This is a genomic window from Flavobacterium sp. N2820 (assembly GCF_025947285.1).
In the GTDB taxonomy this organism is placed as follows: Bacteria; Bacteroidota; Bacteroidia; order Flavobacteriales; family Flavobacteriaceae; genus Flavobacterium.
In genome coordinates, this window is sequence record NZ_CP110008.1 from 2,256,541 (window position 1) to 2,275,627 (window position 19,087).

Consider the following 19,087-nt stretch of genomic DNA (forward strand, 5'->3'; position numbering starts at 1 on the left):
TCCTAAATGTGATAACTTATTTTCTTGAGATATATAACCATCCATCATAGTCCACTGTTCCATTGCCATCCAAGTCAACTTGGTAATAATATGAACCGCCATCAGGAAGTGATTGTGTACGATTTTTATAATGTCCATCCCATTCGTTTTGATAATTTCTAGCTTCAAAAACTAAATCACCCCAACGACTATAAACTCTTACATTATTTTTTGGATGGTTTTCAATGTTATAAATCATCCAAGTATCGTTAATTCCATCTCCATTTGGAGTAATCGCATCAGAAATATTAATTTCAATGGTATCACAAACATCTCCAATTCCATCATTATCCCTATCTTCTTGCTCTGGATTATAAACAAACGGACAATTATCAAATACATCAAACACACCATCGTTATCATCATCTTCATCACAAACATCTCCTAATCCATCATCATCATTGTCTGCTTGGTTTGGATTGTATTCAAATTGACAATTATCGTCTTCGTCAATAATACCATCATTATCATCGTCATCATCACAATTATCATTCATACCATCATTGTCGTTATCACCTGCAGTAGAAATCACTGTTACTGTTGCCGTTCCTGTTGCTACATTTCCATTAACATCTGTTACGGTTAAAATTACAGTATTTGAACCTAAATCATTACAATTAAAGTCTTCTACATTTACAGTAATACTAGCTATTCCACAATTATCAAACGAACCGTTATCAATCATATCTGCTGTTATTGATGCATCGCCATAATCATCTAATGTAATGGTTATGTTTTGTGTTAGAACAATTGGTGAAATCAAATCTACAACTGTCACTAAAGCAGTGTTTGTAGCTACATTTCCATTAACGTCTGTTACAGTTAAAGTAACCGTATTTACGCCAACGTTAGCACAAGTAAATGTTGATGGACTAACACTTAATGTTGCTACTCCGCAATTATCAAATGAACCGTTGTTAACGTTTACTGCAGTAATACTTGCTTGACCATTAGCATTCAATGCTACCGTAATTGCTTGAGTTAAAACAGTAGGCAATGTTGCGTCTGTAACTGTTACTATTTGAGTGGCAGTTGCTATATTTCCAGAACCGTCAACTACTGTCCAAGTTACCGTAGTAGTTCCTAATGGGAACGCTACTGGAGCGTTATTAGTTACACTTGCTACCGAACAATTATCATTTGTTACTGGAGTACCTAAAAACAATCCTGTTGTTGTACATCCAGTATTTGTAGTCGTGTATATCGTATATGGCGCTACTATTGTTGGTAATGAAATATCAATGATTGTTACCAATTGTGTAGTCGTTGCAACATTACCCGATCCATCAACTACCGTCCAAGTAACTATTGTATTACCTAACGGGAATGATGTTGGTGCATCATTGGTTACACTTACCACTGAACAGTTGTCGCTTGTTACCGGAGTACCTAATGCTACATTAACAGCATAACAACCGTTATTTGTAGGCATAGTCACTACTGCTGGTGCAGTAATACTTGGTAAAATAGTATCTGTTATGGTTACTAATTGTGTGGCTGTAGCTACATTACCTGAAGCATCAACTACCGTCCATGTTACCGTAGTAGTTCCTAATGGGAACGCTACTGGTGCATCGTTGGTTACACTTGCTACCGCACAATTATCATTTGTTATTGGACTACCTAATACAATTCCCGTAGCAGTACATCCTGTGTTTGTTGTTGTATTAATTGCTACTGGAGCGGTAATAGTAGGTAAAGTCATATCGCTTACCGTAATTACTTGTGTCGCTGTGGCTACATTACCTGAAGCATCAACTACCGTCCATGTTACCGTAGTAGCTCCTAGTGGGAACGCTACTGGTGCATCGTTGGTTACACTAACTACAGAACAATTATCTGTTGTTACTGGATTACCTAATACTAATCCTGTTGCGGTACATCCTGTGTTTGTAGTCGTGTTGATTGCAATTGGAGCTACAATAGTAGGCAAAGTAGCATCGATAATTGTTACAACTTGTGTAGCCGTTGATACATTACCCGATCCATCAACAACCGTCCACGTTACTACTGTTGTTCCAACTGGATAAACAACTAATGCATCATTAGTTACACTTACCACTGAACAGTTGTCACTTGTTACCGGAGCACCTAATACTACATTAACAGCATAACATCCAATATTTGCAGGCCATGTTACAGCTAATGGAGCTGTAATACTTGGTAAAATAGTATCTGTTATGGTTACTAATTGTGTGGCTGTGGCTACATTACCTGAAGCATCAACTACCGTCCATGTTACCGTAGTAGTTCCTAATGGGAACGCTACTGGTGCGTCGTTGGTTACACTTGCTACCGCACAATTATCATTTGTTACTGGTGTGCCTAATACAACACCTGTTAAAGTACATCCACTTGTCAATACCTCACTTACAGCTACTGGAGCAGTAATGGTAGGTAAAGTCATATCACTTACCGTAATTATTTGTGTCGCTGTGGCTACATTACCTGAAGCATCAACTACCGTCCATGTTACCGTAGTAGCTCCTAATGGGAACGCTACTGGTGCATCGTTGGTTACACTAACTACGGAACAATTATCTGTTGTTACTGGATTACCTAATACTAATCCTGTTGCGGTACATCCTGTGTTTGTAGTCGTGTTGATTGCAATTGGAGCTACAATAGTAGGCAATTGGTTGTCCTCAACCGTTACTACTTGTGTAGCCGTTGATACATTACCCGATCCATCAACAACCGTCCACGTTACTGTAGTAGCGCCGATTGGGAAAGATGCTGGTGCATCATTGGTTACACTTACCACTGAACAGTTGTCACTTGTTACCGGAGTACCTAATGCTACATTAATCGCATAACAATCATCATTCGTGTCGATTGTAATAGCTGATGGAGCTGTAATACTTGGTAAAATAGTATCTGTTATGGTTACTAATTGTGTGGCTGTGGCTACATTACCTGAAGCATCAACTACCGTCCATGTTACCGTAGTAGTTCCTAATGGGAACGCTACTGGTGCATCGTTGGTTACACTTGCTACCGCACAATTATCATTCGTTACTGGTGTGCCTAATACAACACCTGTTAAAGTACATCCACTTGTCAATACCTCACTTACAGCTACTGGAGCAGTAATGGTAGGTAAAGTCATATCACTTACCGTAATTATTTGTGTCGCTGTAGCTACATTACCTGAAGCATCAACTACCGTCCATGTTACCGTAGTAGCTCCTAATGGGAACGCTACTGGTGCATCGTTGGTTACACTAACTACAGAACAATTATCTGTTGTTACTGGATTACCTAATACTAATCCTGTTGCGGTACATCCTGTGTTTGTAGTCGTGTTGATTGCAATTGGAGCTACAATAGTAGGCAATTGGTTGTCCTCAACCGTTACTACTTGTGTAGCCGTTGATACATTACCCGATCCATCAACAACCGTCCACGTTACTGTAGTAGCGCCGATTGGGAAAGATGCTGGTGCATCATTGGTTACACTTACCACTGAACAGTTGTCACTTGTTACCGGAGTACCTAATGCTACATTAATTGCATAACAATCATCATTCGTGTCGATTGTAATAGCTGATGGAGCTGTAATACTTGGTAAAATAGTATCTGTTATGGTTACTAATTGTGTGGCTGTGGCTACATTACCTGAAGCATCAACTACCGTCCATGTTACCGTAGTAGTTCCTAATGGGAACGCTACTGGTGCATCGTTGGTTACACTTGCTACCGCACAATTATCATTCGTTACTGGTGTGCCTAATACAACACCTGTTAAAGTACATCCACTTGTCAATACCTCACTTACAGCTACTGGAGCAGTAATGGTAGGTAAAGTCATATCGCTTACCGTAATTATTTGTGTCGCTGTAGCTACATTACCTGAAGCATCAACTACCGTCCATGTTACCGTAGTAGCTCCTAATGGGAACGCTACTGGTGCATCGTTGGTTACACTAACTACGGAACAATTATCTGTTGTTACTGGATTACCTAATACTAATCCTGTTGCGGTACATCCTGTGTTTGTAGTCGTGTTGATTGCAATTGGAGCTACAATAGTAGGCAATTGGTTGTCCTCAACCGTTACTACTTGTGTAGCCGTTGATACATTACCCGATCCATCAACAACCGTCCACGTTACTGTAGTAGCGCCGATTGGGAAAGATGCTGGTGCATCATTGGTTACACTTACCACTGAACAGTTGTCGCTTGTTACCGGAGTACCTAATGCTACATTAATTGCATAACAATCATCATTCGTGTCGATTGTAATAGCTGATGGAGCTGTAATACTTGGTAAAATAGTATCTGTTATGGTTACTAATTGTGTGGCTGTAGCTACATTACCTGAAGCATCAACTACCGTCCATGTTACCGTAGTAGTTCCTAATGGGAACGCTACTGGTGCATCGTTGGTTACACTTGCTACCGCACAATTATCATTTGTTACTGGTGTGCCTAATACAACACCTGTTAAAGTACATCCACTTGTCAATACCTCACTTACAGCTACTGGAGCAGTAATGGTAGGTAAAGTCATATCGCTTACCGTAATTATTTGTGTCGCTGTAGCTACATTACCTGAAGCATCAACTACCGTCCATGTTACCGTAGTAGCTCCTAATGGGAACGCTACTGGTGCATCGTTGGTTACACTAACTACAGAACAATTATCTGTTGTTACTGGATTACCTAATACTAATCCTGTTGCGGTACATCCTGTGTTTGTAGTCGTGTTGATTGCAATTGGAGCTACAATAGTAGGCAATTGGTTGTCCTCAACCGTTACTACTTGTGTAGCCGTTGATACATTACCCGATCCATCAACAACCGTCCACGTTACTGTAGTAGCGCCGATTGGGAAAGATGCTGGTGCATCATTGGTTACACTTACCACTGAACAGTTGTCACTTGTTACCGGAGTACCTAATGCTACATTAATTGCATAACAATCATCATTCGTGTCGATTGTAATAGCTGATGGAGCTGTAATACTTGGTAAAATAGTATCTGTTATGGTTACTAATTGTGTGGCTGTGGCTACATTACCTGAAGCATCAACTACCGTCCATGTTACCGTAGTAGTTCCTAATGGGAACGCTACTGGTGCATCGTTGGTTACACTTGCTACCGCACAATTATCATTCGTTACTGGTGTGCCTAATACAACACCTGTTAAAGTACATCCACTTGTCAATACCTCACTTACAGCTACTGGAGCAGTAATGGTAGGTAAAGTCATATCACTTACCGTAATTATTTGTGTCGCTGTAGCTACATTACCTGAAGCATCAACTACCGTCCATGTTACCGTAGTAGCTCCTAATGGGAACGCTACTGGTGCATCGTTGGTTACACTAACTACAGAACAATTATCTGTTGTTACTGGATTACCTAATACTAATCCTGTTGCGGTACATCCTGTGTTTGTAGTCGTGTTGATTGCAATTGGAGCTACAATAGTAGGCAATTGGTTGTCCTCAACCGTTACTACTTGTGTAGCCGTTGATACATTACCCGATCCATCAACAACCGTCCACGTTACTGTAGTAGCGCCGATTGGGAAAGATGCTGGTGCATCATTGGTTACACTTACCACTGAACAGTTGTCACTTGTTACCGGAGTACCTAATGCTACATTAATTGCATAACAATCATCATTCGTGTCGATTGTAATAGCTGATGGAGCTGTAATACTTGGTAAAATAGTATCTGTTATGGTTACTAATTGTGTGGCTGTGGCTACATTACCTGAAGCATCAACTACCGTCCATGTTACCGTAGTAGTTCCTAATGGGAACGCTACTGGTGCATCGTTGGTTACACTTGCTACCGCACAATTATCATTCGTTACTGGTGTGCCTAATACAACACCTGTTAAAGTACATCCACTTGTCAATACCTCACTTACAGCTACTGGAGCAGTAATGGTAGGTAAAGTCATATCACTTACCGTAATTATTTGTGTCGCTGTAGCTACATTACCTGAAGCATCAACTACCGTCCATGTTACCGTAGTAGCTCCTAATGGGAACGCTACTGGTGCATCGTTGGTTACACTAACTACAGAACAATTATCTGTTGTTACTGGATTACCTAATACTAATCCTGTTGCGGTACATCCTGTGTTTGTAGTCGTGTTGATTGCAATTGGAGCTACAATAGTAGGCAATTGGTTGTCCTCAACCGTTACTACTTGTGTAGCCGTTGATACATTACCCGATCCATCAACAACCGTCCACGTTACTGTAGTAGCGCCGATTGGGAAAGATGCTGGTGCATCATTGGTTACACTTACCACTGAACAGTTGTCACTTGTTACCGGAGTACCTAATGCTACATTAATTGCATAACAATCATCATTCGTGTCGATTGTAATAGCTGATGGAGCTGTAATACTTGGTAAAATAGTATCTGTTATGGTTACTAATTGTGTGGCTGTGGCTACATTACCTGAAGCATCAACTACCGTCCATGTTACCGTAGTAGTTCCTAATGGGAACGCTACTGGTGCATCGTTGGTTACACTTGCTACCGCACAATTATCATTCGTTACTGGTGTGCCTAATACAACACCTGTTAAAGTACATCCACTTGTCAATACCTCACTTACAGCTACTGGAGCAGTAATGGTAGGTAAAGTCATATCACTTACCGTAATTATTTGTGTCGCTGTAGCTACATTACCTGAAGCATCAACTACCGTCCATGTTACCGTAGTAGCTCCTAATGGGAACGCTACTGGTGCATCGTTGGTTACACTAACTACAGAACAATTATCTGTTGTTACTGGATTACCTAATACTAATCCTGTTGCGGTACATCCTGTGTTTGTAGTCGTGTTGATTGCAATTGGAGCTACAATAGTAGGCAATTGGTTGTCCTCAACCGTTACTACTTGTGTAGCCGTTGATACATTACCCGATCCATCAACAACCGTCCACGTTACTGTAGTAGCGCCGATTGGGAAAGATGCTGGTGCATCATTGGTTACACTTACCACTGAACAGTTGTCACTTGTTACCGGAGTACCTAATGCTACATTAATTGCATAACAATCATCATTCGTGTCGATTGTAATAGCTGATGGAGCTGTAATACTTGGTAAAATAGTATCTGTTATGGTTACTAATTGTGTGGCTGTAGCTACATTACCTGAAGCATCAACTACCGTCCATGTTACCGTAGTAGTTCCTAATGGGAACGCTACTGGTGCATCGTTGGTTACACTTGCTACCGCACAATTATCATTTGTTACTGGTGTGCCTAATACAACACCTGTTAAAGTACATCCACTTGTCAATACCTCACTTACAGCTACTGGAGCAGTAATGGTAGGTAAAGTCATATCGCTTACCGTAATTATTTGTGTCGCTGTAGCTACATTACCTGAAGCATCAACTACCGTCCATGTTACCGTAGTAGCTCCTAATGGGAACGCTACTGGTGCATCGTTGGTTACACTAACTACGGAACAATTATCTGTTGTTACTGGATTACCTAATACTAATCCTGTTGCGGTACATCCTGTGTTTGTAGTCGTGTTGATTGCAATTGGAGCTACAATAGTAGGCAATTGGTTGTCCTCAACCGTTACTACTTGTGTAGCCGTTGATACATTACCCGATCCATCAACAACCGTCCACGTTACTGTAGTAGCGCCGATTGGGAAAGATGCTGGTGCATCATTGGTTACACTTACCACTGAACAGTTGTCGCTTGTTACCGGAGTACCTAATGCTACATTAATTGCATAACAATCATCATTCGTGTCGATTGTAATAGCTGATGGAGCTGTAATACTTGGTAAAATAGTATCTGTTATGGTTACTAATTGTGTGGCTGTAGCTACATTACCTGAAGCATCAACTACCGTCCATGTTACCGTAGTAGTTCCTAATGGGAACGCTACTGGTGCATCGTTGGTTACACTTGCTACCGCACAATTATCATTTGTTACTGGTGTGCCTAATACAACACCTGTTAAAGTACATCCACTTGTCAATACCTCACTTACAGCTACTGGAGCAGTAATGGTAGGTAAAGTCATATCGCTTACCGTAATTATTTGTGTCGCTGTAGCTACATTACCTGAAGCATCAACTACCGTCCATGTTACCGTAGTAGCTCCTAATGGGAACGCTACTGGTGCATCGTTGGTTACACTAACTACAGAACAATTATCTGTTGTTACTGGATTACCTAATACTAATCCTGTTGCGGTACATCCTGTGTTTGTAGTCGTGTTGATTGCAATTGGAGCTACAATAGTAGGCAATTGGTTGTCCTCAACCGTTACTACTTGTGTAGCCGTTGATACATTACCCGATCCATCAACAACCGTCCACGTTACTGTAGTAGCGCCGATTGGGAAAGATGCTGGTGCATCATTGGTTACACTTACCACTGAACAGTTGTCGCTTGTTACCGGAGTACCTAATGCTACATTAATCGCATAACAATCATCATTCGTGTCGATTGTAATAGCTGATGGAGCTGTAATACTTGGTAAAATAGTATCTGTTATGGTTACTAATTGTGTGGCTGTGGCTACATTACCTGAAGCATCAACTACCGTCCATGTTACCGTAGTAGTTCCTAATGGGAACGCTACTGGTGCATCGTTGGTTACACTTGCTACCGAACAATTATCATTTGTTACTGGTGTGCCTAATACAACACCTGTTAAAGTACATCCACTTGTCAATACCTCACTTACAGCTACTGGAGCAGTAATGGTAGGTAAAGTCATATCGCTTACCGTAATTATTTGTGTCGCTGTGGCTACATTACCTGAAGCATCAACTACCGTCCATGTTACCGTAGTAGCTCCTAATGGGAACGCTACTGGTGCATCGTTGGTTACACTAACTACAGAACAATTATCTGTTGTTACTGGATTACCTAATACTAATCCTGTTGCGGTACATCCTGTGTTTGTAGTCGTGTTGATTGCAATTGGAGCTACAATAGTAGGCAATTGGTTGTCCTCAACCGTTACTACTTGTGTAGCCGTTGATACATTACCCGATCCATCAACAACCGTCCACGTTACTGTAGTAGCGCCGATTGGGAAAGATGCTGGTGCATCATTGGTTACACTTACCACTGAACAGTTGTCACTTGTTACCGGAGTACCTAATGCTACATTAATTGCATAACAATCATCATTCGTGTCGATTGTAATAGCTGATGGAGCTGTAATACTTGGTAAAATAGTATCTGTTATGGTTACTAATTGTGTGGCTGTGGCTACATTACCTGAAGCATCAACTACCGTCCATGTTACCGTAGTAGTTCCTAATGGGAACGCTACTGGTGCATCGTTGGTTACACTTGCTACCGCACAATTATCATTCGTTACTGGTGTGCCTAATACAACACCTGTTAAAGTACATCCACTTGTCAATACCTCACTTACAGCTACTGGAGCAGTAATGGTAGGTAAAGTCATATCACTTACCGTAATTATTTGTGTCGCTGTAGCTACATTACCTGAAGCATCAACTACCGTCCATGTTACCGTAGTAGCTCCTAATGGGAACGCTACTGGTGCATCGTTGGTTACACTAACTACAGAACAATTATCTGTTGTTACTGGATTACCTAATACTAATCCTGTTGCGGTACATCCTGTGTTTGTAGTCGTGTTGATTGCAATTGGAGCTACAATAGTAGGCAATTGGTTGTCCTCAACCGTTACTACTTGTGTAGCCGTTGATACATTACCCGATCCATCAACAACCGTCCACGTTACTGTAGTAGCGCCGATTGGGAAAGATGCTGGTGCATCATTGGTTACACTTACCACTGAACAGTTGTCACTTGTTACCGGAGTACCTAATGCTACATTAATTGCATAACAATCATCATTCGTGTCGATTGTAATAGCTGATGGAGCTGTAATACTTGGTAAAATAGTATCTGTTATGGTTACTAATTGTGTGGCTGTGGCTACATTACCTGAAGCATCAACTACCGTCCATGTTACCGTAGTAGTTCCTAATGGGAACGCTACTGGTGCATCGTTGGTTACACTTGCTACCGCACAATTATCATTCGTTACTGGTGTGCCTAATACAACTGAGGTTGCAGTACAAGCTGTATTTGTAGTTGTGTTAACTGCTGCAGGAGCAGAAATTGTAGGTAAAATTACATCAGCAACAGTAACTGTTGCTATTTCTGATGCTGAATTGCCTGAAGTATCTGTTATTGTTAATGTTACAACATTAGCACCTAATTCACTACATGTAAAAGAATTAGTAGATACACTCATGCTTGCAATTTGTACATTGTCAGTAGACCCATTGTTTACCTGACTTGGAGTTATACTTACAGAACCATTACTATCTAAGTTCACAGTTATATTCTGAGTTATAACGATAGGGTCAATAGTATCTAAAATTGTTACTGTAGCAGTAGTATAATGAGAATTACCTGATGCATCAGCAATTACAAAAATTACTGTATTATCTCCAACATTAACAGAACTAAATGAATTTGGCGCTACTGATAATGTAAAATCGCAATTATCATAAGAACCATTATCTATTTGAGCAGGAGTAATAACAAGTTGTCCATTAGCATCTAAAGGCAAAGTAATATTTTGCGCAATAGCAACTGGGTTAGTCGTATCTATAACTGTTACTGTAGCTGATGCAGTATTTGAATTTCCATTAACATCGGTTACAGTTAATGTTACTGTATTAGCACCTAAATTTGTACAATCAAAATTAGTTTGAGATACTGAAATTGAAGCGATGTTACAATTATCAAAACTACCATTATTAATCATACTTGAAGTGATAACAGCTTGACCAGAACTATCTAAAGTTATAGTTATATCTTGAGCTATTACAGTTGGAACAATATTATCTTCAACAGTTACTATGGCAGTATTAGAGTTAGAGTTTCCTTTAACATCTGTAACTGTTAAAATTACTGTGTTGTTACCAACATTTGAGCAATTGAATGTAGTGATATCTAAAGTAATTGTATCAATGTCACAATTATCAGAAGAACCATTATCAATCATTGTAGTAGTAATACTAGCATTCCCACTTGCATCAAGTTGAACAGTAGCGTTTTGTGTAACAACTGTAGGTACAACTACATCATCAATTGTTACCGTGAAAGTTTCAGTAACAGTTAATCCTTCTTGGTCCTCTACTAATACTGTAATTGTTGTTGTTCCAAATTGTCCAGTAACAGGAGTTAAGGTGATATCTTTAGTAGCACCAACACCCGTAATTGTAATTTGATTATTAGGAACTAAAGCTGTATTTGACGAAGTAGCGGTTACGGTGATATTGGCAATAGGAGTTGTATCATCGCTAATTGTAAATGATGTAGATGGAGTTGTTTGATTGAAACAACTGTTAAAATTATTAATAGAAGTTACAGTTGGAGGTATATTTAATATTCTAGTTAAACAACTTTCTACTAATCTAACAGCATGTGTGTTTACTGAACCACCAGTAGCCGCAGTAAATCCAAAATAAGCATTTTGATTACCGCTAAAAATATTATTAACAATATCAATAGTTTGGTTATATCTTAAGCTTCCATCGTAATATACTTTTAAATTATTTGTGCTAGCTGTCCAACTCACTTCAAAATCATGCCAGTTATTGTCTTCAATATTTCCAAGGTCAATAGCGCTAGCATAACTTGAATGATTACTAGTATCCCCATTAGTCATTATGCCCATGTGGTCATTTGAATAAGGGTCTCCTGGGGGGTTATAATAAGTATCAAACTCAACTGCAATAGAAGGGTTAATGCCTGCATATCCAATACCTCCACCTGCAGAACCTTCGTTACTACTTAATGGTTGAATTACGAAAGCCAATCCATCTGCTCCTGCATCACTATTTCCAAAATATAATTGAGATTTTACTCTGAAATCTTTGGTTAAATCTAAACGGTCAGTGCTCCATAATGCACCAAATTGATTTCCTGTAGCTGAAGTTAAAGTCACATCACTACCTGATATAGAGGCATTTCCTCTTAAAATCATATCACCTGCATTAAAACCATAACACGTTAAAGCATTTAATTCTAAAGTTGTAGAATCAATACATGAACCGTTAGTCCCGGTAATAGTATAAGTAGTATTGTTAAAACCATTTGTTGGTGCTCCAGAAATTATACCTGTACTTGCATTAATAGTTAATCCTACAGGTAACGCTGGAGAAATTGTCCATGAAGTTACAGCACCTCCTGAATTAGAAGGTGTAATAGGAGTAATTGCATTTCCAGAGAATAGCGTGTAAGTACTTTGAGCGTATGAAATATTTGGGTCTGGAATTGCAGTTATTGTGAATACTTTAGAAATTTCACAACCATTAGCATCTGTAACCGTTACAGTGTAAGTACCTGCAGTTAATCCTGTAGCAGAAGCAGTAGTACTAACAGAAGGTAACCAAGAATAGGTGTATGCACCATTGCCGCCAGAAATAGTAACAGAAGCTGTTGCATTATTAGCTCCAGGACATGATTCTTGAGTTTGTGAATTTGATGCAACCACTAAAGCTGTAGGTTGTGTTACTGTGAAATTTTGTGAAGTTGTACATCCGTTAGCATCGGTAACTGTACATGTCCAAGTACCAGCCGTTAAGCCAGAAACAGAAACTGTTCCGTCCCCTGTTGGGTTGCCTGGTGTCCAGTTATATGTATATCCTCCAGCTCCACCTGTTGCTGCATTTACACTAGCTGCTCCATTTGATCCACCATTACATGATATATTGGTTTGTGAAGCCGCTGTCAATGCCAAAGCTGTTGGTTGTGTTATAGTAAAGTTTCGTGTCGCTGTACATCCGTTAGCATCTGTAACTGTACATGTCCAAGTACCAGCAGTTAATCCCGTAACTGAAGCTGTTCCATCACCCGTTGGGTTACCTGGTGTCCAATTATATGTATAAGAGCCTGTGCCTCCTGTTGGTGTATTAATACTTGCTGCTCCATTTGAACCTCCATTACACGAAACATTCGTTTGTGAATTAGTAGTTAATGATATAGCTGTTGGCTGTGTTACCGTGAAATTTTTTGAAGTTGTACATCCGTTTGCATCTGTGACGGTACAAGTCCAAGTACCTGCTGTTAATCCAGTTACAGAAACTGTTCCGTCTCCAGATGGATTTCCTGGTGTCCAATTATAGGTATAAGAGCCTGCTCCACCTGTTGCTGTATTAACACTTGCAGCTCCATTTGAACCTCCGTTACAAGAAACATTTGTTTGAGATGCCGCAGTCAATACTAAAGCAGGTGGTTGAGTTATAGTAAAGTTAACAGTCGCCGTACAAGAATTTGCATCGGTTACCGTACATGTATACGTGCCTGCCACTAATCCAGTTATTGAAGCTGTTCCATCACCTGTTGGGTTACCTGGTGTCCAATTATAACTGTAAGGCCCTGTACCTCCTGTAGGTGTATTAACACTTGCAGCTCCTGTTGCTCCTCCATTACAAGCCACATTGGTTTGAGATGCAGCAGTTAAAGCTAAAGTAGCTGGCTGTGTTATGATAAAGTTTTGTGTAGCTGTACAACCGTTGGCATCTGTAACTGTACAAGTCCATGTGCCTGATGTTAAGCCGGTTACAGAAGCTGTACCATCACCGGTTGGGTTGCCTGGTGTCCAATTATATGTGTAACCTGCAGTTCCGCCAGAAACAGAAACTGAAGCAGCCCCATTTGAACCTCCATTACAAGAAACACTCGTTTGTGTATTAGCAGTTAATGATATGGCTGTTGGTTGTGTTATGGTAAAATTTTGTGTAGCTGTACACCCGTTGGCATCGGTTACAGTAACTGTATATGTTCCTGCGGATAAACCTGAAGCTGTTGCTGCAGTTCCGCCAGATGGTGACCACGAATATGAATAAGGCGCAGTAGTACCTGAGGCACTTACTGTAGCAGAACCGTTTGTCCCTCCATTACACGAAACATTTGTTTGTGAAACCGCACTAGCTACTAATGAAGAACAAGGGGGTAATGTTGTAAATGTACCATCACCAATATTTGTAGTTCCAATCGAATTTGTTGCGTAAGCTCTAAAATAATATACTGTTCCTGGTAAAAGTCCTGTCAAATTTGTTGACATAGCACCTGTAGTTCCAGTAATTATAGTATTATTAGATGTTGGGTTTGGAGTTAATCCATAATAAAAACCCCTACTTGTTACAGTTGTACTTCCCTCACTTGTAACATTAGCATTTAAAGTCGCTGATGTAAAAGATACATTAGAAGCACTAAGGCTAGACAGTTGTGGTGGTGAATTCTGAGCAAAATTAGCAGTAATTGTTTTTGCTTGATCTATAGTAACTGTTAAGGGATTTGTACTTCCCGAAGCATCACCAGACCAACCTATAAAAGTTTGAGGAGCAATAGGTGTTGCAGTTAAAGTTACATTTGTGTTTTCTCCAAAATTAGCAAAATTTAAATTTGTTGCTGTATTAATTCCTGAAGGGTTACTCACAACATTTCCAGTACCTGTTTTATTAACTGTTAGCTGTATAGGATCAACTCCACCTTGAACAGATGTACCAAAATCAAATGTATTACCATAAGGATAATTACCACACAATTGAGGTGAAGCACTATACTGCATAATCAATCGCATTCTAACAGGGCCATTAAATGCTCCAGGCGGTACAGTTATATTTCCTGAAAAAGTATATGTTGTATTATTTACAACATAATTTTGATCAAATACTAACTCACCAGCATCTTCTAAATTCCCATTATTATTAAAATCAATCCACAACTTTACGTATTGCTGGTAAGGTCCATTTGTTTGAACAACCACACTCAATGGCACAATAGTTCCAGCCTGTAATATTGGCATAGGTGTACTAGAATAATCATAATATCCTGGGCCAGTATAAGTGGTGTTCCCTTGAAAATAAACACCATTTAACGTAACAGAATTTACTCTTTCATAACCAAAACTTGTTGAAGTAGATGCACACAATGCTGTTTGTGCGTAATTGTTTTTAAATGCAAAAAACAAGATTATTAATAAAATAATTTTTCTTTTCATCTTCTTAATTTGATTTATTTGATAACCAATTCTCTTTTTCAGATTTACTCATCTTTATAGAAACTGCTTTAGTTTCTGTAATTAATTTTTCTATCTGTGAGTAAGTGATTTTATTTTTATTTTCAGAAATAATCCATGCTACATTTGAAGGTAGTCCATGGTCGATTTGAATAAAAAAGTTTAATTTAACAATACCTTTAAAAAAATAAATTCTTTCAAAACTATCTTCTAAAACGGATAGATTAAATAAATAAAAATCATTATTCTTATCTGTTAAAAGATGTATTAAATTTCTATTTTCAAATTTAATTTCAGAAATCTGAGAAATTACAGATGGATTTAAACTTTCGAAATTTCCATCATACTTTATGGGTTGATTTAATCCCGAACTCAACTTTAAGTCAGAACTTGATAAAGTTGAATTTGAATCTGTAACAATGTAAGCTTTACTATCAGCTTGCTTGCCATTTTTCTCTTGCGCTTGTATACTGATGTATAACAACAAAAAGAGAATTTTGAAAATTTGTTTCATAGTTGTAATTTAATTTTGTGAGAGTTTTTTTATTTGTAACATTATCATAATCCCTTATTTTTGGAAAAAGAAACCTTGATGATTTTAGGGGAAACTTTTTAGTGTTGAACAGGGGTATTGTTTTTTTGATGACATTCTATTACTTACTTAAAGCATTATTTATTAAAAGGTCATTTTCGTTTATTTTTTTTCTAATTAGGGAATTCGATTTTTTAAAATTTTAACAAATGTATTCTGTAATATAGTAATGCTACTACCATAATTAACAGTTACAACAATGCGAGAATAACTGTAATGATTTTCAGAATAAGTGTAAAACCAACTTTAATCTAAAACCCTGAATTTGTGTAATTTGTGCTGTATTTACTTAATTTGTGCGCGAAAATAAATAGATGTATTACAAAGCGAGTAATTATAAGTGATGTGTTAAAAAAAAATATCAATGAGTTAAAAAATCAGTTACGCATTAGGTTAAAAATTCGTACACATTAGAAAGATTTCATATCGAAAAAATGGCATAATCAAGTAAAACACAACTTGTTTTATCAATAAATAATTTCTATTTTCGGTGGCGATTTAAAAAAATTTTTATGAAAATTTATTCGATACTCGCCGTTTGTTTTTTCCTTTTTTCGTGTGCTAATGTTGAAGAAAAAACAGAAATAAAATCAAAAAATATTACCCTTATATTGGCAAAAAAATCATTCTTTAATTTTGATAAAACAATAAAAATTGTTCCTCAAAATGATACCGTAATCTATGTGAAAAACTTTAGTATTGATGCTGTTTCTAAAACGCTTTCCGTCTATTATAATGCAACTTCTAAAAACTCAAAACTTACATATACAGAAGCTTCATCCAATAAATATGATGTTTTTGTTATCAATAAAAACCCTAATTTACCATTTGATCAATTAATTATTGAATTAAGCAAAGCTTTAGAAAAACAAAAATTATTAAAATATAATTTAGCACCTTAACATTACTTTACCATTTGTTCCTTAACACATTGCGTAACTTTGTAATTCTAAAAAAAATGTTATGCTAAATTTCGAACTATACAATCCAGTAAATTATGTCTTTGGTAAAGGACAAATTGAAAAACTTACCGAGTTGGTGCCATCAAACACTAAAATCCTTATTGCTTATGGCGGAGGAAGTATCTTTAAAAACGGCGTTTATAACCAAGTAAAAACAGCTTTAAATGCACAATTTCTTACAAATGAAGTTATAGAATTTGGTGGTATCGAACCGAATCCACGTTTTGAAACCTTAATGAAAGCTGTTGAAATTATTCGTACAGAAAAAATCGGATTTATTATAGCTGTTGGTGGCGGAAGTGTTATTGATGGTGTAAAATTTATATCTGCAGCCGTAAATTTTGAAGGTGATGCAGCTGATATACTTAAAAAAAGAATTTTGTTTAAAGATGTTGCCAAAGTAATTCCTTTTGGAACGGTTTTAACCTTACCAGCAACAGGTTCTGAAATGAATTCGGGTGCGGTAGTTACGATTGAAGCAACACAAGAAAAATTAACTTTAGGCGGAAGTGCGTTATTTCCCGTTTTTTCAATTGTAGATCCATTAGTCATTACCTCATTACCAAAAAAACAATTACAAAATGGCGTTGTTGATGCTTTTACACATGTAATGGAACAATATCTAACCTACAAACACGATGCCTTTTTGCAAGATAGAATTGCCGAAAGTATTTTGCAAACACTAATTGAAATTGGTCCCGATGTAGTTGAAAATCCAAATGATTATAAATTGGCTTCCAACTTTGTTTGGAGTGCAACAATGGCATTGAATGGATTGATTCAAAAAGGTGTTCCTTCCGATTGGGCAACACATATGATTGGACATGAATTAACCGCTTTATATGAAATTGACCATGCAAGAACGTTGGCAATCATTGGCCCAAATTTATACAGAGTAATGTTTGACACCAAAAAAGACAAATTAGCACAATATGGTCAACGTGTTTGGAACATCCAAGGTAATTCAACGGAAGAAATTGCTGAAAAAGCAATCGAAAAAACAGTTGAATTCTTCCATAAAATGGGCATGAAAACCAAATTATCTGAAAACACAGAAAATTATGAAAATACAGCCCAATTTATTGCCAACCGATTTGAAGAAAGAGGTTGGAAAGTGTTGGGAGAAAAGCAAAATATCACCATAGAAAAAGTAAAAGCAATCGTAGAAATGAGCTATTAAACTATACAAATTTCACTAAATAACACTGTTTTTTTCAACTTTAAAGTTTAGTTTTTCTATAAAACTTACTAAATTTTACTTGAAATTTATTCGTGTTAATTAGTGAACTTTGGATATAAATCAAGTTGAAAAAAGAGTTTCGCAAACGTTTTTTGTAAATCCTTTTTAAATACCTATTTTTGATGATTCTAAATCAAATCGTAAAATGGAAAAAAAGCCAAAATTTGCAGTTATAGGAGGAGGAAGTTGGGCAACTGCAATTGCGAAAATGCTTTGTGAAAATCAAGATGAAATTGCGTGGTACATGCGAAGTACTTATGCTATTGAACATTTAAAACACCAAAAGCACAACCCAAATTATTTGAGTTCTGTAACTTTTGACACAAGCAAATTACACCTTACAAATGACATCAACGAAGCTGTGGCTTATGCTGATTATTTAATTTTTGTGGTTCCTTCTGCTTTTTTGAGTAAAGAATTAGAAAGTTTAACCGAAAGTTTAGAAGGAAAAATCATTTTTTCAGCCATTAAAGGAATTGTTCCTGAATCCAGTTTAATTGTTGGGGAACATTTTCATACCAAATACGATATTCCTTTTGAAAATATTGGCGTAATTACGGGTCCATGTCATGCTGAAGAAGTAGCTATGGAGCGTTTATCGTATCTAACCATTGCTTGTAGCGATAGAAAAAAAGCCAAATATGTGGCCAAAAATCTGAGTTCGCATTACATCAAAGCAAAAACAACTGATGACATAATTGGAACGGAATATGCCGCAGTTTTAAAAAATATTTATGCTATCGCAGCTGGTATTGCTCATGGCTTAGGCTATGGCGATAATTTTCAAGCGGTTTTAATGAGTAATGGCATTCGCGAAATGAAGAAATTTATTCGTAAAGTGCATAAAATGAAACGAAACATTAATAATTCAGCTTATTTGGGCGACTTATTAGTTACAGGATATTCGGTATTTTCTCGCAATAGAATGTTTGGAAACATGATTGGAAAAGGCTACACGGTAAAATCAGCACAAATGGAAATGAGCATGGTTGCTGAAGGATATTATGCGGTAAAAAGTGCTTACAAACTCAACCAAGAATATGGAGCTGATACGCCAATTATTGATGCTGTTTATAAAATTTTGTACGAAAATAAAGACGCAAAAGCAGTTTTTAAAGAATTAACAGATGAATTGAATTAATTTTTAATTTTTCTCGTTTATAAAAAATTAAGATGTAAATTTTTGATTTTCAATTATTTACATCTTTTTTTATAAAAAACAA

The 19,087-nt window shown here is 37.5% G+C and carries 5 protein-coding genes; 3 read left to right on the top strand and 2 right to left on the bottom strand.

Annotation, left to right across the window (positions count from 1 at the left end; genetic code table 11):
• Positions 1 to 16: 16 nt before the first annotated feature.
• On the bottom strand, positions 17 to 15,052 hold the full coding sequence (locus OLM52_RS10670; protein WP_264548495.1) for an HYR domain-containing protein: 15,036 nt from the start codon (positions 15,050 to 15,052) through the stop codon (positions 17 to 19).
• Between the two features lie 4 nt (positions 15,053 to 15,056).
• Positions 15,057 to 15,584 carry a hypothetical protein gene (locus OLM52_RS10675; RefSeq protein WP_264548496.1) on the bottom strand — a complete coding sequence of 176 codons (528 nt, stop codon included), beginning with the start codon at positions 15,582 to 15,584 and terminating at the stop codon, positions 15,057 to 15,059.
• Positions 15,585 to 16,174: 590 nt separating this feature from the next.
• On the opposite strand from OLM52_RS10675, the gene OLM52_RS10680 reads away from it, so the two are divergent.
• The 3 genes from OLM52_RS10680 to OLM52_RS10690 all read left to right on the top strand — a co-directional run bounded on the left by OLM52_RS10680 (position 16,175) and on the right by OLM52_RS10690 (position 19,005).
• Positions 16,175 to 16,564, top strand: coding sequence for a hypothetical protein (locus tag OLM52_RS10680; RefSeq protein WP_264548497.1), 390 nt, complete (start codon positions 16,175 to 16,177; stop codon positions 16,562 to 16,564).
• Between the two features lie 61 nt (positions 16,565 to 16,625).
• Complete coding sequence (locus OLM52_RS10685; protein ID WP_264548498.1) at positions 16,626 to 17,804, top strand: iron-containing alcohol dehydrogenase; 1,179 nt, start codon at positions 16,626 to 16,628, stop codon at positions 17,802 to 17,804.
• Positions 17,805 to 18,009: 205 nt separating this feature from the next.
• Complete coding sequence (locus OLM52_RS10690) at positions 18,010 to 19,005, top strand: NAD(P)H-dependent glycerol-3-phosphate dehydrogenase (RefSeq protein ID WP_264548499.1); 996 nt, start codon at positions 18,010 to 18,012, stop codon at positions 19,003 to 19,005.
• Positions 19,006 to 19,087: the final 82 nt, after the last annotated feature.